Annotated in this window: 19 protein-coding genes and 5 pseudogenes; 15 read left to right on the top strand and 9 right to left on the bottom strand. The window is 56.9% G+C overall.

The genetic code is table 11. The features are described from left to right. On the bottom strand, positions 1-342 hold a 342-nt coding region (locus EOA75_RS09720; protein WP_127324158.1), incomplete at its 3' end, for an FAD-dependent oxidoreductase. Between the two features lie 159 nt (positions 343-501). Here EOA75_RS09720 and EOA75_RS09715 point away from each other — a divergent pair. Then, positions 502-1,224, top strand: coding sequence for a GntR family transcriptional regulator (locus EOA75_RS09715; protein ID WP_127324157.1), 723 nt, complete (start codon positions 502-504; stop codon positions 1,222-1,224). A gap of 263 nt (positions 1,225-1,487) precedes the next feature. Continuing rightward, complete coding sequence (locus EOA75_RS09710; RefSeq protein WP_127324156.1) at positions 1,488-1,793, top strand: hypothetical protein; 306 nt, start codon at positions 1,488-1,490, stop codon at positions 1,791-1,793. Positions 1,794-2,267: 474 nt separating this feature from the next. Here EOA75_RS09710 and EOA75_RS09705 read toward each other — a convergent pair whose 3' ends face one another. The 3 genes from EOA75_RS09705 to EOA75_RS09700 all read right to left on the bottom strand — a co-directional run bounded on the left by EOA75_RS09705 (position 2,268) and on the right by EOA75_RS09700 (position 3,746). Beyond that, positions 2,268-2,801, bottom strand: coding sequence for a hypothetical protein (locus EOA75_RS09705; protein ID WP_206516984.1), 534 nt, complete (start codon positions 2,799-2,801; stop codon positions 2,268-2,270). Between the two features lie 5 nt (positions 2,802-2,806). Next, positions 2,807-2,929, bottom strand: a complete 123-nt coding sequence (locus EOA75_RS35570) for a hypothetical protein (RefSeq protein WP_281058524.1) — start codon at positions 2,927-2,929, stop codon at positions 2,807-2,809. Positions 2,930-2,996: 67 nt separating this feature from the next. After that, positions 2,997-3,746, bottom strand: a complete 750-nt coding sequence (locus tag EOA75_RS09700; protein WP_127324155.1) for a hypothetical protein — start codon at positions 3,744-3,746, stop codon at positions 2,997-2,999. A 359-nt stretch (positions 3,747-4,105) separates the two neighbouring features. Here EOA75_RS09700 and EOA75_RS09695 point away from each other — a divergent pair. Both EOA75_RS09695 and EOA75_RS09690 read left to right on the top strand, forming a co-directional pair. Further along, positions 4,106-4,430 (top strand): annotated as a pseudogene (locus EOA75_RS09695) (transposase); the annotation flags it as partial. 294 nt (positions 4,431-4,724) lie between these two features. Further along, positions 4,725-5,132: pseudogene (locus tag EOA75_RS09690) on the top strand (IS630 family transposase); the annotation flags it as partial. 41 nt (positions 5,133-5,173) lie between these two features. Here the strand turns inward: EOA75_RS09690 and ehuD are convergent. The 5 genes and pseudogenes from ehuD to EOA75_RS09665 form a co-directional block, all read right to left on the bottom strand. After that, positions 5,174-5,857, bottom strand: a complete 684-nt coding sequence (gene ehuD / locus EOA75_RS09685; RefSeq protein WP_127324153.1) for an ectoine/hydroxyectoine ABC transporter permease subunit EhuD — start codon at positions 5,855-5,857, stop codon at positions 5,174-5,176. Then, positions 5,854-6,516 (bottom strand): ectoine/hydroxyectoine ABC transporter permease subunit EhuC, encoded by a 663-nt coding sequence (ehuC, locus tag EOA75_RS09680; protein WP_127324152.1) that lies wholly within the window; start codon positions 6,514-6,516, stop codon positions 5,854-5,856. The genes ehuD and ehuC overlap by 4 nt, the downstream gene beginning before the upstream one ends. After that, a complete protein-coding gene (gene ehuA / locus EOA75_RS09675) occupies positions 6,516-7,301 on the bottom strand; it encodes an ectoine/hydroxyectoine ABC transporter ATP-binding protein EhuA (RefSeq protein ID WP_127324151.1) in 786 nt (261 codons plus the stop codon). The genes ehuC and ehuA overlap by 1 nt, the downstream gene beginning before the upstream one ends. A 93-nt stretch (positions 7,302-7,394) precedes the next feature. Next, entirely contained in the window at positions 7,395-8,252 is an 858-nt protein-coding gene (gene ehuB, locus EOA75_RS09670) for an ectoine/hydroxyectoine ABC transporter substrate-binding protein EhuB (protein WP_127324150.1), read from the bottom strand. A gap of 361 nt (positions 8,253-8,613) precedes the next feature. Next, a pseudogene (locus EOA75_RS09665) lies at positions 8,614-9,162 on the bottom strand (RraA family protein); the annotation flags it as partial. Positions 9,163-10,503: 1,341 nt separating this feature from the next. Between EOA75_RS09665 and EOA75_RS09660 the strand changes: the two are divergent. The 11 genes and pseudogenes from EOA75_RS09660 (at position 10,504) to EOA75_RS09620 (ending at position 21,451) form a co-directional block, all read left to right on the top strand. Continuing rightward, positions 10,504-11,673 carry an amidohydrolase gene (locus EOA75_RS09660; RefSeq protein ID WP_127324148.1) on the top strand — a complete coding sequence of 390 codons (1,170 nt, stop codon included), beginning with the start codon at positions 10,504-10,506 and terminating at the stop codon, positions 11,671-11,673. A gap of 219 nt (positions 11,674-11,892) precedes the next feature. After that, positions 11,893-12,183, top strand: coding sequence for a helix-turn-helix domain-containing protein (locus EOA75_RS35740; RefSeq protein WP_348628655.1), 291 nt, complete (start codon positions 11,893-11,895; stop codon positions 12,181-12,183). Positions 12,184-12,245: 62 nt separating this feature from the next. After that, positions 12,246-13,103, top strand: a complete 858-nt coding sequence (locus EOA75_RS09655; RefSeq protein ID WP_245466598.1) for a transposase family protein — start codon at positions 12,246-12,248, stop codon at positions 13,101-13,103. 71 nt (positions 13,104-13,174) lie between these two features. After that, positions 13,175-13,831 (top strand): TniB family NTP-binding protein, encoded by a 657-nt coding sequence (locus EOA75_RS09650; RefSeq protein WP_245466597.1) that lies wholly within the window; start codon positions 13,175-13,177, stop codon positions 13,829-13,831. Then, positions 13,770-14,411 carry a TniQ family protein gene (locus EOA75_RS09645; protein ID WP_127324147.1) on the top strand — a complete coding sequence of 214 codons (642 nt, stop codon included), beginning with the start codon at positions 13,770-13,772 and terminating at the stop codon, positions 14,409-14,411. The genes EOA75_RS09650 and EOA75_RS09645 overlap by 62 nt, the downstream gene beginning before the upstream one ends. Positions 14,412-15,006: 595 nt before the next feature. Beyond that, positions 15,007-16,188 (top strand): Xaa-Pro peptidase family protein, encoded by a 1,182-nt coding sequence (locus tag EOA75_RS09640; protein WP_127324146.1) that lies wholly within the window; start codon positions 15,007-15,009, stop codon positions 16,186-16,188. 1,022 nt (positions 16,189-17,210) lie between these two features. Then, on the top strand, positions 17,211-19,685 hold the full coding sequence (locus EOA75_RS09635) for an FAD-dependent oxidoreductase (RefSeq protein ID WP_127324145.1): 2,475 nt from the start codon (positions 17,211-17,213) through the stop codon (positions 19,683-19,685). Positions 19,686-19,839: 154 nt separating this feature from the next. Beyond that, positions 19,840-19,995, top strand: a complete 156-nt coding sequence (locus EOA75_RS34945; protein WP_245466596.1) for a hypothetical protein — start codon at positions 19,840-19,842, stop codon at positions 19,993-19,995. Further along, positions 19,996-20,125, top strand: a pseudogene (locus tag EOA75_RS09630) (IS110 family transposase); the annotation flags it as partial. Positions 20,126-20,517: 392 nt separating this feature from the next. Continuing rightward, positions 20,518-20,753 (top strand): annotated as a pseudogene (locus EOA75_RS09625) (GMC oxidoreductase); the annotation flags it as partial. A gap of 110 nt (positions 20,754-20,863) precedes the next feature. Further along, the gene (locus EOA75_RS09620; RefSeq protein ID WP_206516983.1) at positions 20,864-21,451 is read left to right on the top strand and encodes an RraA family protein; all 588 of its coding nucleotides are present in this window, start codon (positions 20,864-20,866) and stop codon (positions 21,449-21,451) included. Positions 21,452-21,606 lie beyond the last annotated feature (155 nt).

Genomic DNA, 21,606 nt, shown 5'->3' with positions numbered 1-21,606 from the left:
CCTCCACACCAAAGGGTCGTGGACGCGCGTGAACGTCTTTCCGTAGCGCACGGGCGGAGCGAGGCCGCCGCGCTTCTCCATCAGATGGATGAATTCGTCGACAAAACCATGCACCACCTTGACCGGCGGCGCTCCCACATCGTCGGTCGCCTCGTAAAGCCCGCAGATCGTTCCGGAAAGGCCGGCGACGGCGCCGCCGCCGCAGAAGCCGTATTTTTCGATCAAGCAGACGCTGAGTCCATGCCGCGCCGCCGTGACCGCGGCGCTGACCCCAGTCGCCCCGCCGCCCACCACCAGCACGTCGCATGTTCTCTGGAGCGTGGCCCGTCTATCAACCGCCATGTTCACGCCTCACGAATGATTGTGCTGTACATCATGTCGCCAACATATATATTAGTAGTCGATCGATAGCAAGACGGGTAGCTTTCATAAATTGTCACATGTGGTCATGTGGTATAGAGGAGTCAGTACGCTCAGGCTGCATCATGCGGAAAGAATGGTATGGAGAGGCAGAAGGAAAGCGACATCAGAGAGGCCGGCGAAGGCCGGGCGACACCTGTATTGAAGTCGGTCCGCCGCGGCCGCGGCGAGGTTCCGCTTTCGGATCAGGCCTACCAGATCCTCGAGGAGAAGATCGTCACGAACGAGTTTTCGCCGGGCAAGGTCCTTTCCGAAGGCTTGCTCGCGACGCAGTTAGGGATGGGACGCACGCCGGTGCGGGAGGCTCTTCAGCGCCTTGCCAACGAGGGTCTGGTGCAGATCCTTCCGCAGCGCGGCATTCTTGTCTCCGACCTCACGGTCGATGATTATCTGAAGCTGATGGAGGCCCGACGGCCTCTGGAACGCCTCATCGCTGAACTTGCGGCAGTAAGGGCTTCGCAAAAGCAGAATTTTACTATCAGCAAGCAGGCGTCACAATTTCGTCAGGCGCAGCAAAGCGGGAACGAGCGCCTGTTCATGAAGGTCGATCATGAGTTCAACCATTCGCTGATAGAGGCTGCTGACAACAACTATGTCAGCCGCATGGTCGGGCTTTTACATGGGCAATCAAGACGCTTCTATTTCAAGCACCACGCTGTCACGGACTTCAGCGAGACTGCGCGCCTGCATGCCGACCTTGCCGAGGCGGTGGCAAACCGACGAGAGGACAACGCCATTGTGGCCGCTGATCGATTGATCGACTTCAACGTCCGATTGGCCAATCGGGTTCTCAATCGGCGCTGACCTTAGGCAGCACCGCAGATAAGTGAAGCCGCGCCGTCGAGCCCAGGCCTCGCGGCCCGCTGCGTCACTGCGCACGGATTGTGGAAACGCAAGGCCTCTCATCGAGCCGGCAGGACAGGACAGAGTGACGGTCGGCGCGAGCGATCAAGCTGACTTCAACCGCAACGATAGAGAGACAGGCAGTGACGGAAACAAGGCTTCGCTCTCGAGACTGGTTCAAGAACCATGATCCGGACCTGACGGTTCTCTATCTCGAGAGGTTCATGAATTATGGCCTGACATGGGCCGAATTGCAGTCGGGCGCACCGATCATCGGCATCGCAAATCTGGGTTATGCCGGCATGCGCGAGCTGATTGGCAACGACGTACTCAGCGCGCTCGCGATCTTGCTCTATCTCGCTGAGCAGGTTTCGCCCGAGAAAACCGGCCATCACAATATGACTCTTAAGCGTTCCATCGCGTTAACGCCAACCGGCTGCGCAACTCCAGAGACCCTGTCCGATTGTCGACTTTGCGCGGCGCCGATTCCGAGTTCTCCCCGATCCAACGTCGATAGCGCCGCCACGTAGTCATCAGCGATAGTAATCCCGTCTAGGCGCTCCAATGGAATCGAGGCAACATCGCTCAAAAGGTCTGATAGCGCCCGCGAGATCCGGTTGGCGGACTCCTCGTCGAAATGACCTCGGTAAGAAACGGGAATATTGAACGTTGACTGCTGCGGGGGCCTGTGTTTGCCAACAACCTTGGGCGCTCCAAGGAGGATTGCTCCCAGCCCGCTCTCAATTGCATTCTCGACCATCAAGACGGAGCGCTGACGGATGAGCGCAGTCAGTTCCACGATTTCAACGGCCTGCGACGCACAGAGAAAGTAGGTGTGGCTGCATTGCGCCGCAGCTCGATTGAATAGAGCTGGGTCGAATTCGTCGCCGGCTTGTCGTCGCCCTACAAGAAGCGTCCGGGAAGTTAAAGGCAGAAGTGCCGTTGATACCTCCTTAGGTCCTGCCATCATGAGTGGATGCCCGATCGATACGGCTCATCACGTCCTAGTCGCCTTCGCCGAAATGCTGGCCGTTCGTCAGGACATGGAAAGAAAGGTCCGGACGCGCGGACAAGACCCGTTGCAAGAAATCGAAAAGCTGTGCTTTGAAAAGCGTCGGCTCACCGCCGGAAATACCGATCGTCGCGCCTTCCGGAGCCAGCAACGCCGCGGTCTCGAAATACGGGAACAGGTCGACATGATGCTTCTTGGGCGGCTGGGAGCACATCAGACAAACCTGGTCGCACCGTTCGGTGACCAGGAAGGTGTTGTGCTGCGACGAACTGCGAATGAGGCGGTCCGCGGTTCCGCGCCGTGGGTTTACGAGCAGCACGTCGCCATCGAGCTTGGAAGGGTCGATGCCAAGGATACGTATCGGACCGCCCTCGCCGAGGTAGTCAGCACCTTCCGCGTCGGCGCGCTCCAGCGCCGCGTCGAAAGGATTCAGTTGTTCACTCCTTTGCTCATAGACCGCGAGTTCAAACGAGCGAAGCCGGACCACGAAAGGCTGGTCAGCGTTTGCCTCCACCTTGATGCGCAAAGGTATCATTGGTGCGTCGGCGCCATGCTGTCTTCCCAGCCACCCAGGCCGAGCCATGCCGCCAGCGAGGCACGGGCAGGCTCGTCCTTGCGGTAAAGGACCTCAAAGACCTTGTCGAAGAGCGACATCTGCCGACCGCAGAACCATGTATCCGGCCGCGGAACGCCGATCCGCCATACCGGGAGATATCGTCGATCACGTCAATGCCGCAGAAGGGCTGATAGGCGCAGTGGATGCAATCCGGATCGAGTGGTTGAGTGCTCCCGAGTTGAGAACGTCTACCTTCGTCCGGTCGATTCCTGTCCCGACATCACCGATGCTGAGATCGATGCGGCCGATCCTGGACAGCATCCGGGCTTCATCGGTCGGATAGAAGCGGCCGTCGTGATCTATGACGACGTAGTCGGAGGCGAAGAAGTTCGGATTGCGTATGTCGACGTGGTTGTCGGCATCGAGGCGGAGCACGCGCTTCAGGCACTGGCTGAAGTAGTATTCCTCCATAAAGCGCCCGGTTCGGTGATTGCGGGCGATCAGCAGGTCGATGAATTCGCAATGAAGCCGGCTCCAGCGCGCGAGGGCATTGCCACCCTGCTGAATCTTTCGTGCGAACCCTTGGTGGTTTATCGGGCGCAGGTAGACGGACCGGATTCCGTAGCGCTCGTAGTTATCCAGCAGCGCCTCGAAGTCCGGCGGGTTGGCGACATCCACGGTAGGCAGCGCCGAAATCTCCCCCGCCGGGTAGCGAGAAATGGCGTTCTCGAGATTTCGATAGAAGGCGTCGGTGACTTCGTCGTCGTGCGTGCGCTGCCGTTCATGCGTTGCTCGGTCACCATCGAGCGATGTGCTGATGAAGGTGTCGGCGGCGTCGAGGAATGTCCATGAACGCGCGTCCAGCTGCTGCAGGTTCGTGCAGACGACGAATTGGGATTGAGAGACTTCCGGCAAAAGTCCCGAACGTGTTCCAGCAGGTCGATTCGAAGCAGGGGCTCCCCGCCGCCCTGGAATTCTATCTTGACGTCCGGGCCCTCTAGTTGGCCAAGGAATGCGAGAACGCCGTCGAGCGTCTCGGGCGACCAGTCAAACCCGCGGGCCTTTTCGGGAGCGCGGGCAACCTGGCAGTAGCCGCAGGCGAGATTGCACCGGAGCGTCGGCAAGAGGATAACGTAGCTCATTTTCTTCGGCTTGGACTGCCGCCGGGCCCACCTGTATGCGAACGATGTCCAGGGTAGGTCGAATTCCCTGTCATAACCGTGATTCCCTTCTTTCAGGAACGCACAGTCGGCGGCGGATAGGCTATCGCCGGCAACCGGCGGCAACTCGCCAGCTACGTCGGCATCACGCCGATGCCTTACCAAAGCGGCGGCATGGACAGGGATCGGCGGATCAGTCGGGCCGGGAACCCACGCGCGAGAACGACGATGATCCAGCTTGCCTGGCTCTGGCTTCGCTACCAGCCTGGCAGCGACCTGGCCAAGTGGTTTCGTGATCGGGACGCTGACGGGAGGTACGCGGCGGATCGCGATCGTGGCGATGGCTCGCAAATTGCTGATTGCGCTCTGGCGCTATGCCGAAGACGGGGTGGTGCCGGCAGGCGCCGATATCCGTGCGGAGGCCGCAACCGCAGCATAGACAAACAGGAATTGCCGCTGACCATACTGTGGTCGGCTGCGATACGGGGAGTGCGACCGTCTTCTTCTTTGGCAGTTCGTAGCTGCCGCGTTTCAGGTGGGTCGCGTCTCGCCGGGGCTACGCCCCGTGCAAGAGGCATTCTGGTGCGCGCCATTGTTGTGGCCCGACCGTATGTAAGGTGACGCAGTTGTAGCTGCTAGACACAGACGCCCCGGACCCTATCGTGCCAAGCAGGACCATCCGAAAAGCGGAGAAGCAAATGCAATAATCGCGTTCACAGTCGAACCCTCATGTAAGGACGAAGCCCGTATCGGCCAGAAGAACGGCATCGTGCGGCAATGGGCAAGGCGGGGCACGCGGCCCCGTCAGCCGGCCGACCAGCGCTACAAAAGCGCCTATCTGTTCGGCGCCATCTGCCCGGCACGTGGCATAGGAGCAGGGCTGGCGCTACCCTTCGCCGACACCGAGGCCATGCAACTTCATCTCGACGAGATCAGCCGCCATGTCGCCAGCGCGCCCAGGCCGTGCTACTGCTCGATCGCGCCAACTGGCTCTCAAACCTGGCTCTCAAACCGCGTCTTCGAAGGCTACGACGCCATCATCGACGCAGCGTGCGAGGCTTGGCGAAAACTCCTCACCCAACCTGAGACAATAAACTCCATCGGAATGCGGGAAGGGGCTCATGTCGGTCAATCAAAATGACCGTTGGTATTACACGCTCGCCTGCGATACGCAGAGCAAACTTAGAAAATCGACATGTTGGGATGACGCCTTTTTCCACCTCCATAAAGGCGCTCAAGATAGTTTAACCCCATAACTGATGGCACGCTCACTGCCAGAAAGAAAGCGCCAACCATTGTCATAGGCTCAAGATAACGGTAGTTCACATTCGACAGTATTCGTGCAGTATTCATCAACTCCATCACTGTTATTGTTGCAAGCAGCGGTGTCTCTTTAAACATGCCAACTACATAATTGGCAAGGGCAGGAATCATGGGCGGAACCGCCGTCGGGATAATTATATATCTCCAGGTTTGGCTCCGAGTTAAATTCAACGCCTTAGCAGCCTCCCACAACGTGCGGTCTAAGTTATCAATTCCGGCTCGATAAACCTCAGATGTGTAACTCGAATAGTGAACGCCGAGGGTGACGACGCCGGCCGCGAGAGGACTGAGATAAATGCCAACATCTGGAAGTACATAAAACACGAAGTAGAGCTGAACTAGCAGGGGGGTGCCGCGAATAAAATCAACGACCCAACTAAGCATCCACGCAACGGCCCGTGTTGCAGATCTGCGCCCGATTGCAATTGCCAGGCCTAGTATCATTGCCAGTGCCGACCCTAGTAAGCTGGCCAATATGGTGAGCTTCATACCTTCGACCAGTTGTGGAAAGATCTGCCAAGCAAACGACCATTGCCAACTCATGTGGTTCGCTCCGTCGAATGAAGGGGCGCCAAGTTGCGCTCCAGCCGTCGCGTCAATGACCAGAAACCCAATGAGAGAAGGAAATACACCAGGAGGATGGTGACGAAGGGTATTGCGGTCTCGCCGGTCTGTACCCGCACGCTTTGGGCTCGGAAGGTCATGTCCGACAAGGAGATGAGTGAGACTATGGACGTGCCCTTCAACACCTCGACAATGCTGTTGGAGAATGGTGGGATCATCAAGCGAAGAGCTTGCGGCATGAGCACGTATCGAAGGCGATGCCCCTTCCTTAAATTGAGTGCGATGCATGCCTCAAACTGCTCACGGGGCAACGCAAGCACAGCGCCTCTAACTATTTCCGACATGTAAGCACCCGCATTGAGCCCAAGGCAAATTACTCCAGCCTGAAAAGGAGTTAAAGAAATGCCAAACAGCGGCAGGACGAAATAGGCCCAGAAGAGCTGGACGAACAATGATGTTCCTCGAAAAAACTCCATGAACACTCGGGCCGGGACCCGAGCCAATGGGGTGTTTGCTAGGCGCGCAAAGCCGACTGTAAAAGCAACCAGAAGGGCGAGCAGGCTGCCCAGGACCATAAGTTCCAATGAAAGAATTGCGCCTGCCAAAATTAGGGGCAGAAATTGCACAGAGTCCGGCATCACAGGCTGAGCCCCGCCGCCACGATCTTGCGAAGGAAAAGCCGGGTTCTATCCTGTTGCGGGTGACGAAAGATTTCTGTCGGAGATCCTTCCTCGACTATGCAACCACCGTCGAGAAACAGAACGCGGTCCGCAAAATCGCGAGCGAAGCTCATCTCGTGAGTAACCAGAAGCATCGTCATATCGGTTTCGTTCCCCAGTTTTCGTAGAACGTTCTGTACTTCCTCGACAAGTTCCGGATCCAGGGCAGAAGTAACCTCGTCAAAGAGCATAATCTTCGGCTTCAGAGCGAGGGCGCGGGCAATGGCGACACGCTGCTTTTGCCCGCCAGAAAGTTCGGAAGGGAAGGCCTTTGATTTGCTCTCCATGCCCACCATTTCCAAGAGAGCCAGTGCGAGATGTCGCGCATCTTCTTCCCGCATACTCTGGGTAAGGACAGGTGCAAGTGTGATGTTGCGCAGAACTGACATGTGAGGGAACAGATTGAAATGCTGAAACACCATCCCGATGTCTCTGCGCATCTTGTGAAGGTGCTCCTCGACTTGCCGAGCGGGGAGACGCGCTATGTCGGGGTCCATGAGGGCCCGTCCATTTACGTTGACGCTACCGCCCTCGATCGATTCAAGCGTCATAAGAATGCGAAGAATTGTGGTTTTACCTGACCCCGATGAGCCAATCAGAGCTAACTTTTCTCCCGCGGACACGTTCAATGAAAGGTTATCCAGGACGCATTGAGCGCCGTAGAATTTCGAGACACCGTCAAATTGTACCGCAGAAGTTGGCATTTGGCTCACTCGTCCTCGGAAGGCAACTATGGCAATAAGACCCTACGCCGAGATGACGCTCAAATGCCGATTGTCCTCCCGGCACATCTGCTTCTATTTTTGACAGAGCTGACGAGTAGTAGTTCTATCAACTCCGAAAGCCGCATCCTCCATTTTGAATTTCTTCAAAATTTCCATATATTTGCCGCTTTTTTGCACTTTTGCGAGTCCGTCGTTGTACGCATCTCTCAATGCTTCGTCATCTTTATTGAAGGCGGCGCCTTGGCAGCTAAGTGGAACGTCGGTAAGTGGGGCGTATTTGTACTTCGAGTTGTCGACCAGCTTTCGATATAGCTGTGAGGAAGCCAGGGTGTCATGAAGGAAAACGTCGATTCGGCCATCGGTAAGGAGCTTAATGCCACTAGGAGCATCTGGAAATACTACGATATTATCTGGTGAAACCCCGGCTTGCAAAACCATCTTATGACTAAGGCATCCGCCACAAACACCAACCTTGACGCCAGCTGCAGCTAGGTCGGTGATACCATGAACCTTGTTAGCTAGACTAGCCGAAAGAATAAGCGACCCCCCGTCGCAGATCAGGGGCTCTGAAAAATTGACAGCTTGGCATCTCTCCGGCGTTATTACTAGACTGCCAGCAGAGGCGAACGTTGCGCGCCTGGATTGGACTGCGGGAATCATTGCGCCGTATTCCATCACCGCGCCGGAAAACTTGGTTACGCCAGCTTGCTCCAATATCGCTTTGTCAAGTTCTGGTCCCGCTCCAGTGGGAAGTCCCTCCGTATCCATGAAGGCGTATGGCGGTTCGTTCGCGATGGCGATTGTGACGCCATCCGACTTAGCTTGATCCAGACTCTGTCCTACCGCGAGAGACGGTGCCAGAGCACTCACCGAAAGAACGATGAGCATCCGACTAGACCGCAGAATGCGAGGGCGCGCATTAGTGAACATGTCTATTCTCCTCCTGTTGACGCGGCACTTTGTCGAGCAACTACCGCAGGGCCAGATTATACCCTCTGCCCCACGATCGACTGCAAATTACTCAAGCCGACGCAGAAAAAATGCAGGTAGGGTGGCGAAATCGAATAAACTAAGCAGAAGAGCAGGACTTAGCGAGGGCAAGATCTACCAATACGGGGCGTCGAGGGACCCCAAAATCTTCCGACCAAGTTCAAGCAGGCCGAACAAGGCGAGGGCTTCACCCCAGTCCGTGATGATGTTTGTGTTCTGCGTGTCGCGCACTAATCTGTCTGCCACGCGTTCAGCGAGCTGCCTATGGGTCAAGTTCATCGATATACTTCCCGCTATCCTCTTAGAGCACGCCGTACTTGTCGAATGCGCCCGCAGCGCCCAGTCCCCCGAGAATGTCGCGACGCACCTGGCCCTCGATCTGGTCTTTCTCGATAGCGCGCTCGATCACTTCGTCGATGACTTCAGCGGGGATGGAGACCACACCGTCAATGTCGCCGACGAGATAGTCTCCGGGCGAAACAGTCACTCCACCTACCTCGACCTTGACCCTATAATCGACGACCCGACCGCGAAGACGTTGATCCTGCGCATACGAGCCTTGGCTAAAAACGGGAAAGTCCAGCTTGAGAACGCCGTATGTATCCCGCATGAAGCCGTCGAGCACAGCGCCGCGGCAACCCATATGTTTGGCTATGGTTGTCATAAGCTCACCCCACATCGCGCATGGCAGTTGCGCGCCGGTTGCTAGATAAATTTCACCCGGCTTGAGATCGTCCATCGCATCGAACATGAGGCCGAAAGGCTTGCTGTCGTCGTAGACCACCGCCTCCAACAACGGCATCGCGCGTCCGACTAGTTTCAGATCCGTTCGCAACGGACGGATGTTGGGGGCAAAAACTGATGTGTGCGGCCCATCGCGTCAAGCACGTCTTGCTCACCTCGTTCGCCAAGACATCGAAGCGTCGCTCGTCATTCCGCAACATTTAAAACCTCTTTGATTTGACGCTTTGGGTTCATTGCCTGCTCGCTCTGAGCGCTTTGCGCTCAATCAAATCGCCTTGCCCAGAGTTCAGTCTGGAACCGGCGGGCCTTTACCGTCGTGCTAGAGAGTTTTTCAAGGCGAGGGGCACGCGTGACCGCACGCGGGAAAGATCTGGAGATACCGGATTTAGAGTATTCGTCGGCCTTCAGGCCGCCTGACCTTCCCGCAACACCGTCATAGAGCCCGCCGCACCCACCCCATGTGCCAACGTGCGGCCTTCGTCGTGAACGTGCAGCAGCCGCGAACACGAACCGAAAGAACAGGTGAGAAGTATCAGCCTCGGAGGACAAATAGCTCAGCGCACCAATGATCCGTGACAGGTCGACAACTTGCTTGTCGAGCGAGCGGTCGGCATACGAACCCGCTGGTCGGAGCTAGTCTTCGCACATAAGAACGCTGGCACATTTCGAAGCCGGCTCACTGCAAGCCCCATCTCGGGGTGAACCCGATCACAGGCATGACTACGTGGTCCTGGCGCTAGACAAAATCAATGAGCCTTTGTCTCATCGCGTGTCCCCGCATGGTCAGCCCTGCGACCCTCACCATTACACTCGTCGAAGGGCGACGGAGTTGGCAACGATACAGCCATCGTGCCGCGTGTGGAGAGGCTGTCGAAGCATCTCGCATAGAACGCGAGCCGAGCGTAGGGCTGGCGTCACTGCTTTCGTCTTACCTGGCACAGCCACGACTCGCGCCCGTTGTCGGCCGCATGGCTAGATGGCTAGTGTGCCGAAGAAGCGGCAAACCGCGCATTGGCCAAGGAACTGCGCGGACGGCCGCTTGGGTAGTCGACCGCGCATGGACGAAGGAGCTCTGTAGGCCCGCAACATTCTGGACATGCGGCTGGACGAAAACGCTGGTACCGCCCCCAAGAGTTTTTTGTCCGGTGAGTTCAGGGGCAAAAGGGTCCTCAGCTTTTGTTAGGAGCGCCAAGCTCACATGACATTCCGAAAGTCCGAACGCGATCGCCAGCAGATCGTCGTGGGCGAACTCCAGTCTCAATAAGCCTGAAGACGCCGATTTCCTGCGTCCATCGGCAAAATTGGCACAACTGCCGTGGCGAAGCGCTGCTAATCTAATGTGCAGGAAACCAGTGCGACATCAGTTAAGAAAAACCCCTTCTGAGTTCGCGATGTGAATTTCCCGCCACAGTCAGAGCCGCCATTCAACCTTTAGGAAGGTACTTTCATGCCCATTCTAAACCGCGTCGCCGATCTCCTCCCAGAGATCGTCGCATGGCGTCGCGACATTCATGCGAATCCTGAGCTTGGCTTCGACGTCGATCGCACATCGCGTTTCGTAGCGGACCACCTACGGGAATTCGGCTGCGATCAAGTCGTGACCGGAGTGGGTAAGACCGGCGTGGTCGGTGTCATCAACGGCAAAAAGGCCGCAAACGATGGCAAGCGGCAAGTCATTGGTTTGCGCGCTGACATGGATGCACTTCCGATCAAAGAAAAGACCGGTTTGCCGTACGCCTCCAAAAACGAGGGTCTCATGCACGCTTGCGGCCATGACGGTCATACAGCGATGCTGCTGGGTGCAGCGCGCTACCTCGCCGAGACCCGGAATTTCGCCGGCGCCGCAGTCCTGATTTTCGAGCCCGCAGAGGAACTCGGTAAAGGCGCGGCTGCAATGCTTGAAGACGGCTTAATGGAGAGCTTCGGAATCCAGCAGGTTTATGGCATGCACAACCATCCAGGCATGCCGATTGGGGTGTTCGGCATTCGGGAGGGCGCGGCGTTCGCCGGGACGGATATTGTTCGGTTTAAAATTGAAGGGCGCGGCGGCCATCACGGCTTTCCGCATAAGGCCATCGACCCCATCCTGGTCGGCGCGCAGCTGATTACCGCGTTACAACAGATTTTGGCGCAAAACGTGGATCCTATCGAGACCGCCGGTTTGTCGTTCGATAGTTTCCATTCCGGCGACGGGCTGGCGACAATTGCTCATACTGCAGAACTGTCAGGGACCATACGCGCGCTAAAACAGGAGGTGCGTGAGGTTGTTCAAAACCGAATGAGTGAAATAGTCGCCGGCATCGCTCGGGTAACCGGCGCAAAAATAGACGTAACCAGCGAAATCGGCGAGATTATTCTCGTAAATCACCCCGAGCAAACCAGGATTGCAATTGCCGCGGCGAAGGACGTGGCGGGGGAAGACAATGTGGTAACCACGCCTCCAGTGCTTGGAGGGGACGATTTTGCCAGATTGGCGAAGGCACGACCAGGCGCCTACATCTTTTGCGGTAATGGCGATAGCAGCGGCGTGCATCATCCATCCTATAACTTCAACGAGGACGCGATCCCGTTCGGCACATCCTTTTGGATCAGACTTGTAGAGAACACGCTGGCCTAAGCCATCCGGTAAGCTTTCAATCGACCGCCGCCGGCTGCTCGCTGGATAGGATGAGTTGTCCCGCTGTGTTTAAAGGTGAGACTTCTCGCCTAACGATACCAAGCCTTTAGCCTTGTACTTAACTTGAGAATTGCATCCAATTTGAGATTCGCGTTCGGCTCGCTGCAGTTGATGTGAGATTCTGGCAGTCTAACATTAGCTTGATTGTTTGCGGGCAGCATGGGCGATGACACCAATGATCACGGGGAGCGAGTGCGATGGAACGAGGCGTGCCGGCGCGAAGAGGCAATCCGTAAACTCCTGAAGCGCTATCCAAAACGTCTGAGCGGTCAGGCTGTAGCGGGTCTGGCGTGGGAATTGGACCTCAGTCGGGCCACTCTCTACAGGATGATCAAGCTATTTCGAGCCGGTGGCACTGTAAGTTCACTAATGGAACGAAAGCGCGGTCGGCCCCAGGGGACATCGCGCCCTCGACAAGGATCGAGAAGCCCTCGTGCGACGAACGATTGAAGGCTGAATGCACTCAGTATTCGACAAGACCCGTGGTTGCAGGAGAGGGGTATCCATGAATTGTGGCCCGTGGCCGGTTGCCGGGAACGATACATGTCCACAACGGCGCGGATTTCCATAGTCATGCATTCGAACGTGCATGCCGGGACAACGGGATAAAGATCGATTGGCGCCCGCCGGGGACGCCCCATTTCGGCGGTCACATCGAACGGTTGATCGGCCGCAGATGGGTTCACCTCCTGCCAGGATCGACCTCGAGCAACATCGAGGAACGGCGCGAGTACGATGCCAAACGCCATGCGACACTGACGATTCGAGAGCTTGAGCGCTACATCGCACTCGAGATCGTTGGGCAATACCATCGTGCTATCCATGGCGCACTCCGTCGGCTACCGATTGCGGTCTGGCGGCAGCAGGAGAGTGAGTTGGTGTTGCGCCTGCCGAACGATCGTATGCAATTCTGGATCTCCTTCCTGCCGGAGGCAGAGAGAACGTTGCGCCCGACCGGCATCCATCTTTTCGACATCCGCTACTGGTCTCCCGCCCTGGCCGCCGATATCGGACGGGCCAAGGCCCGCCTGATTGTGAAATACGACCCCCGCGATTTGTCGCGCGTTTTTGTTAGGCGTCACTCCGGCAGCTTTGTTGAGGCTCGCTATGCCGATGTGACGCTCGCGCCCATTACGCTGTGGGAGGCGCAGGCTGCCCGGCGCAAACTCAACGCTCAGGGCAAACGCGAAATTGACATGCACGTCCTTGTTCGTACTGCGCTTTGGCAGCGCGAACTGATCGAGGAGGCGAAACACAAGACACAAGGGCGTCTGCGGCTTGCGAAAACGAATGTGGATGACGATGAAGTGGGCTCGCTTCGGGGCGTCGATTCAAGCAAACCTGTACCCTCCGTTGAAGATCTGGATTGAGCCCCTTCGAGCACGGATAACGTCCATCTGACGCAGGCGGCCAAAGACCTCCTAGGCGAGCCTGATATTGTGTGAGTTCGCGCAATTCAGGCTCGCCGCTGGATTTTTATCCAAGCGCCAAGCAGGCGCTCGATCGTCTCAACCTGCTGGTCGACCATCCCCGGCGCACGCGCATGCCGGTGGCCATCTACGGCGACAGTGGTATGGGCAAGACGATGATCCTGGAAAAATTCTTCGACAACAACCCCTCCCGTTTTGATCCGACGACCGGCGTACAGGCTATACCGGTCCTGGCAATCGAGATGACCGGGAAGCCAGGTGAGCGCCGTTTATATGCCGGGATCCTGGCTGCACTTGGCGCGCCACAGGCACGCCGCGCCGACTTCGTGCAGATGGAGCAAGCGGCGTTGCGGCTTCTGAAAACGGTCGGCGTCCACCTTCTTGTGATCGATGAAGTACATAACATTCTCGCCGGCTCGTACCGCGAACAGCGGGTCGTGCTGAACACGCTGCGATTTCTCAGCAATCGGCTTCAGATCTCCCTCGTTTGCTTCGGCGTAATCGAAGCGCGTGAAGCGATAAGTGGCGACGTACAGCTTGCTCGCCGATTCACCAACGAAGCGTGGAAAGTTGGCGCCCGCCAGTTAGCGCCGAAACAGCGTACGCATGATCCGAGAGCTCAGCTGCACAGGGCCGCTTTCAGTCATTCTCAAACCCGTCCCCGATGAGCTCCTGTCGTCGTGGATCACGCGCCATGCCGATTTCTATGGCGTCCCACCGCTCACGATGCTTCGCCATGCCATTCCGGAGGCAACATCTTTGCGGCAAACCGGTACAAACCTGGGGCCAACCGCCGCCTTTCATATTGCGAGGCTGTTTCGATCCCAATCTTCGACAATCTTGGCAATTACCACGTCTGGGTTCCCACAATCGGCAGGGCGGCTCGTCGCGCCACGCGTCATTCAATGCTGCATCGCCTGCTCCGAGCAAAACAGATTGCGAGGAGCTGCAACTGCGGTACAGCGAAGCTGGATCGAGGGTTGGCGGATAACCTGTCCCGTTGGCAGACAACGGCAGCAAGAGACGAGGGAGGGGGCAGCTGCCGTCGCAAGCACGTCATCGCCGTTCGAGGATCTTTGGGTGGCGAGGAGCTCATCGATCAGTCGCTGGGGGGAGCATCTGTCGGTGGGTATCGCCAATCGATATCGCCCGATTACTGCTCATCAGACGATGCCCAAAGCCCTCCCGTCATCAGGCATCGATACGCCACTCGACCATCCTTGGCGCCGTCGTTCAAGGTTTCGATGAGCTTGTAGCCGAGCAGGGTCCTACGATTGCAAGATCCATCTTGCCTATCGGACTTCGCATGGCGTTGCTCGCTGGTATCTCAATCGCCTATCAGGCAGGGCCCACGTTGGTCTCCGAACTCAAGCGCCAAACGCTTGGCGCCCATTACACGCGATTCGTTGCAATCGGCGCCGGCATGTGGGCTTCGAGAAACTCTCAGCCGCTGCAGGTGAATTGAGACCAGCGCCATCAAGACGCTATTCATCACGCAGCCGGCTGGATGCTCGTGGCGTCGTGGGCGGTCCATGCGGTATGCTAACCCGACAGCGCTGCCGGCTTCTCGAGAAGGTATCGACAGCTGATCACCTAATGTCCACCGCTGTCCGGCTCCTCTGGAGCTAGGGAGATGCCGCGGTGCACACCGGATACGGCGCTGAGTCGCAGAACCGGAAGCTAAGCTGCGCGCAAAACTCAAAAATGCAGGTTTTCTGCGGCCGACCGGCGAGGTCCGCGCGCAGCAGCAGCGGAAGCATGCTAGGTTGTCGACCAGTACGGATGGGCATGGAAAGAGTGCTTGGTCCGGTCAACCAATTAGGTGCAGAGGACGACTGCGAAAATGGACTATGTGAAACCCTTCCTGCCTTCGGAATATCAACGCCGTGTCCATGACGTGAAGGCACGTATGGAGGAAGCAGGATTCGACCTGCTAATCTGCCAAGACCCCGCAAATATGTGCTGGCTGACCGGCTATGACGCCTGGTCGTTCTACACGCCTCAAGTGGTTCTGTTGCACCTAAAATCGGACACCCCGATTTGGATAGGGCGGCTGGTCGACGTGAACGGCGCTCGTGCCACGACGGATTTGCCTGCTGAAAACATAATCAATTTTTCCGACGACCGGCTTCATCACGTGGAGCTGCATCCCTATGACGAAGTCAGCGAAATCATAAAATCCCGCGGCTGGGGATCTGATCGCATAGCGGTTGAGCTCGATGCGCATTTCTATACAGCGCGTGCGCATCAGCACCTTGTCAACGGCCTTCCAAATGCAAAGTTTTTTGACAGCCGTGGCCTCGTGAATTGGGCCCGACTCGTCAAGTCCGACGCCGAACTCGTCTACATGAGGGAAGCAGGTCGCATTGTCAGCCACACCATGCGGCAGGCGATAAATAATCTTAAGCCAGGAGTTCCCGAATACGAAATCGTCGCTCAGATATATGCCGATCAGACAAGAGGCGTTGACGGGAAATACGGTGATTATACAAGCCTCTGTCCCTTGATACAGGTTGACGAGAAGACGAACGCACCACACCTTACATGGTCGGAAAAGCCTCTGCCCAAGTCGGGACTGGTTCTCCTGGAGATTGGAGCAGCCAGGCGCCACTATCACGCGCCTCTGACGCGTACCGTCTATATGGGGAAGCCACCTAAGGAAGCCCAGCATCTCGCCAACGCCATCATCGAAGGTGGCGACGCTGTCCTCGAAATGGCGAAACCGGGCGTAGTCGTCGACGAGCTGAATACCGTATGGCTAAACGTCTTGAACCGCCACGGATACGTCAAAAAGGGCCGTTCCGGCTACTCGATCGGCATGAACTTCCCGCCGGACTGGGGTGAGCGCACGGTGAGCATTCGTTCAGGCGAAAAGACGGTGCTCCAGGCGGGCATGTGTTTCCATTTCCAATCAGGGGTGAGGCCTCCTGCGTTTGGAGCCGCCATCTCGGAGTCTTTTGTTGTTTCCGACAAGGGTGGCGAGCGGCTAGCCGATGTCGCTCGCGAGCTAATAGTCGTGGATTAGCCAAAAACAACGCTTCTGGCATTTGTCTACTCAGCCGGATTGGGAAGGTGCACTGAAGTGCTTCGCTCCCAATCCAGCTACGTCCCTCCGGTGCCTCAGAGCAACTAAGTTTAGAGCGGAGGCGTCCTGACAGCGGGGAGACGCAAGTCCCCTGGATGGCGCAGTGTCTTGGCTCGTCGGTGGGTCATTGAAGTGCGACAGCCTAGCGCGGAGTGCCTGCCGCGCTACTTGTCGTCGGTGACATCCATGAGCAAGCGTTGCAGGACGGCAAGTCGAACTCAAAAAGATGATTTCCGCAGGGCAGACCTGGCCCGCTTAGCTGAAACGACAAAGGCGTGCATTTGCCGTTTCGCCTAAACAGGCGGACTGTCGGTTTTGGCTTCGAGTCTTCTTGACGAACTTACCCTTGAAGACGAGCACGTTGGCATCGACATAGGATAAGTCACGGCGGCTGTTGACCGCTCCTTTCCTCGGTTGCTCCATTTCCTTGGTTCCGCCAAGGCGACCAGCTCGATTTAGGTGGCCTTGTGCGCACGCCCTTCGTCTCCGCTGTCCGCCCAGATCGCGTCGGCGCAAATGCGGACCGTACGGCTCTGATCAAAGACGGTGTCGGCAACTTTCCACAATCCGGCGACCATAGCCGCGGAGACTCATGCGCATCCTGGAAGATGTTCTCATCCGATCCGCCAAGGGGCCAGGGGGATTAAGAGCCGCCGTCGCGGAGATGGCACAGTTTACGCCTGGCCTCGGATGCGCGGTGCAGGGTTCGAAATCTACATTTGGGTTGCTTTTGCCGCGCTATCCCGTTCGCGCAATAATTCAGCGCCGAGGTTTAGAAATACGCAGAAGGAAACCGCTTTCGGCCCCATTTAGCACCATCTCCGCGAGCTTCGCCCTCTAGTCTGTTGAAAAAGACCGACTTTGGATGTGGGCTGGAAATGCGCTGAAGCGCTGCATCAAAGCTCAAGCTGAATTGTCGCAACACTTTGCCGCTTCTTCTCCGAGAACGAACAAGGATACATATGATCACGACCCCGCCCTTCCGTCCTCGTGAAGTACCGACTCGGCACCACGAAATTCTGATCGTTGGTGGTGGCATAGCAGGCGCAAGTATTGCCTTTCACCTTGCAAAAAGCGGTAAGAAGGACATCGCTCTCCTAGAGCGCAATACCCTTACATCCGGCACAACTTGGCACGCGGCGGGTTTGATCATGCAGACGCGTGGCACTCACGCGCTAACTGAGATCGCAAAGTATAATGCAGAGCTCTACTCCGCTCTGGAAGCGGAGACCGGACAAGCTACGGGATTCAAGCGAAATGGCACGCTCGGGGTCGCCCGAACCAAAGAGCGCCTATACGAAACCGCTCGCAACGCATCGATCGCCAAGAGTTTTGGCCTTGAGGCCAACATGATCTCGCCGAGCGAGGCGAAAAAGTTCTATCCAGCTCTCAACGCCTCGATCATCGAAGGTGCAGTCTTTATCCCGGGCGACGGCCAAACCAACCCTGTCGACACGTGCATGGCATTAGCTATCGGCGCCAAGAAAAACGGCGTGAAAATAACAGAGAATGCTGAAGTAACGGATGTTTGGAAAACAGCAGACGGCAACTACCAGGTCCGGACCAAGGATGGCGTGGTCGAAGCTGAAATTCTCGTGCTCGCGTGTGGACTTTGGACCCGAGACCTCGCCTCCAAGTTAGGCGCGCGCATTCCGATCTATGCCGCAGAACACTTTTATGTAGTGACGGAGGCGATGGATCTGGCGACCCCGACGTTGCCTGTGCTGCGCGACACCGACGGGCATGTATACCTGAAAGAAGACACGGGGAAGCTCCTGGTGGGTGCCTTCGAGCCCTGGGGCAAACCGTTGCCGATGGGAAAGCTACCCAGGGACACGGCGTTCATCGAGCTTCCGGAAGACTGGGAGCACTTTGAACTGCCGATGACCAAGGCGATAGAAATCGTCCCTGAGCTTGCGAACGCCGGCATTGCCAAATTTTTCAACGGTCCCGAAAGTTTCACCCCCGACCTTCTGTTCATGATCGGTGAAGTTCCTGGATTGAAAAACCTCTACGTTTCCACCGGTTATAACTCAGAGGGCATTGAATTCGGGGCGGGAGCAGGGCGAGCTCTGGCAGAGTGGATCGTCGCGGGCGAGCCTCAAATGGACATCAGCTTCGTCGATGTCGCCCGATTTCATCCCTTCCAGGTCAACAAGCGATATTTGCACGATCGCACAGCCGAAGTGCTGGGGCTTCACTACAAGATGCACTGGCCAGCCTACCAGCCTGAGACATCCCGAGGGGTCCGCAAAAGCGCGCTTCACGACCGGTGGGCGAGGCTCGGCGCCAGCTTTGGTGAAGGAATGGGATGGGAGCGTCCCATGTGGTTCGCAGGCGAGGGGGAGCCGACCGAAAACATCTACTCCTACGACGAGCCGAACTGGTTCAAGTATGTCAGTCAGGAGTGCAAGGCTGCCCGCAACGATGCTATCTTGTTGGACCAAAGCTCTTTCGGCAAACATCTGGTTCAGGGTCGCGACGCCTGCCGCTTCCTTCAGTGGCTTTGCGCCGGCAATGTGGATGTTCCTGTGGGAAAGCTGGTGTACACCCACATGCTCAATGAAAAGGGCGGGATAGAAACAGATATTACTGTAAACCGCTTGTCGCAGACGGAGTTCCTCATTATCTCCTCAGCGACCGTCCATCCTAGGGATAAGGCCTGGATTTCAAAGCATATTACCGATGAATGGAATGTCACGATAACTGACATGACGTCCGGGTACGCGGTCCTTTCATTGCAAGGCCCGCGATCGCGCGAGATCCTATCCCAGGTAACGGACACAGATCTGGCGAACTCGGCCTTCCCATTCGCCACCAGTCAGGAAATCGATATCGGGTATGCTCGTGTAATAGCTAATAGACTGACTTATGTCGGAGAGCTTGGTTGGGAGCTCCATATTCCAACCGAGATGGCACAGCATGTGTTTGACGTCCTCTGGGAGGCCGGCCAGGCGTATGGCCTCAAGGCTGCGGGATATCACGCGCTTGAACATCTCCGCTCCGAGCGCGCCTACCGAGAATACCAACTCGATCTCACGCCGGTCGATACATTGCTCGAAGCGGGTTTGGGATTTACGGTGGACTGGAATAAAGAAGGCGGATTTATCGGAAAAGACGCTCTGGCTTCACAGAAAAATGCCGGACCGCTAAAAAAACGCCTGATATCATTCAAGCTTCGCGATCCGAAACCTGTTCTCTTCCACGAGGAGCTAATCCGCTGCGACGGGAGGATTGTTGGCTACATTTCCTCTGGCGTGAAGAGCTTTACAATCGGAACCTCAGTTGGACTTGGATATGTAAACCATTCCGCCGGCGTCACGAAGGACTTGATCGAGAACAGTCGGTGGGAAATCGAGATCGCAGGCAAGCTCTACGAAGCCGACGCATCTCTGCGGGCGTTTTTTGATCCAAATGGGGATCGGGCTAAGCAATAGGTGTGCGCCGCTGTGGAATCGGAAGGAGCCCCATCCCAGGTAGTTCCGCTCAGCAACTACTTTCGAAGCCCGGTGGGTTCACTCTCGTTCTGGAAGCTTCAACTGACACGCACCTTCGACCAGATGCGGCAGTACAAATGACGAGGTAATCTTCGTGACGAACGGTTCACAAGTCGAGCGCATTGAGAAGGATCCGCTCGGGCCGGTGAGCATCCCGGTCGATGCCTATTACGGCCCGCAGACGGCGCGGGGCATCGCCAATTTCCCGATTTCAGGCATCCGGATCAGCCATTTCACGAACCTCATCTAGGAGGCCGGGTTCGACGGCTTCTGGATCCACCGGATGCTTAAGGCCGAGGGGATCGAAAGCCACGTCGTCGATCCGGCTCGATTGCAATCTCATGCCGGCGGCGGGAGCCAAGACCGACAGAATCGACGGCTAGGCACACGAGTAGCCTGCAGACAAGCGCCACAATCCAGCGTCTTCTTCAGCCGCCCATTGATCCACTTCCTGGGTGTCGCACCCGGACCATGGCGCACACGGCGGCTCGCCCCTTTCATGGGCGAATAGCGTGCGCACCAGCGGGCAAGGTGTGCCCCGTAATCTTGATCAAATTCCCTAGCGCGACAGCCGCCCCTCGTTCTTCGTTCCTCCGAACAAACTTTCTCGCTTGACCTGTATCATAGGAACATAGCAATAAAGATAGCCATTACGACTCGCTCGTTCGGCCCGCGGTTGAGCTCTGGGCAAAGTCGATTTGATTGAGCGGAAAGCGCTCAGAGGGAGGCAGGCATGACCCGCAGGGAATTTGGCGTAATTATTCTCGACGGCGACATGGCCGTCGTTGACACGTCGCTCCGAGTGCACGGGTTCAATGGCTTGAGGGTTGCCGACAGTTCGGTGATGCCATCTCTCGTTTCCGGAACACCAACGCTCCTACCATCATGATCGGCGAGCGGGCATCCGATTTCATTAGAAACGGCATCGGACCCGAACACCACCTGAACTTTCGATCGATTCCCGTTGTGCACCTGCGCGCCGGCGAGACAAGAGGCGTCACCGCTTAGCGGCTTTGGAATCGATTACCGCCGTACCATAGAATCAAATCAAAGAGGTTTTAAATGTTGCGGAATGACGAGCGACGCTTCGATGTCTTGGCGAACGAGGTGAGCAAGACGTGCTTGACGCGATGGGCCGCACACATCAGTTTTTGCCCCCCAACATCCGTCCGTTGCGAACGGATCTGAAACTAGTCGGACGCGCGATGCCGTTGTTGGAGGCGGTGGTCTACGACGACAGCAAGCCTTTCGGCCTCATGTTCGATGCGATGGACGATCTCAAGCCGGGTGAAATTTATCTAGCAACCGGCGCGCAACTGCCATGCGCGATGTGGGGTGAGCTTATGACAACCATAGCCAAACATATGGGTTGCCGCGGCGCTGTGCTCGACGGCTTCATGCGGGATACATACGGCGTTCTCAAGCTGGACTTTCCCGTTTTTAGCCAAGGCTCGTATGCGCAGGATCAACGTCTTCGCGGTCGGGTCGTCGATTATAGGGTCAAGGTCGAGGTAGGTGGAGTGACTGTTTCGCCCGGAGACTATCTCGTCGGCGACATTGACGGTGTGGTCTCCATCCCCGCTGAAGTCATCGACGAAGTGATCGAGCGCGCTATCGAGAAAGACCAGATCGAGGGCCAGGTGCGTCGCGACATTCTCGGGGGACTGGGCGCTGCGGGCGCATTCGACAAGTACGGCGTGCTCTAAGAGGATAGCGGGAAGTATATCGATGAACTTGACCCATAGGCAGCTCGCTGAACGCGTGGCAGACAGATTAGTGCGCGACACGCAGAACACAAACATCATCACGGACTGGGGTGAAGCCCTCGCCTTGTTCGGCCTGCTTGAACTTGGTCGGAAGA

The organism is Mesorhizobium sp. M1A.F.Ca.IN.022.07.1.1 (assembly GCF_003997575.1).
Classification (GTDB): domain Bacteria; phylum Pseudomonadota; class Alphaproteobacteria; order Rhizobiales; family Rhizobiaceae; genus Mesorhizobium.
Note: the sequence above shows the minus strand (reverse complement) of the source record. Positions and strands in the feature narration are given on the sequence as shown.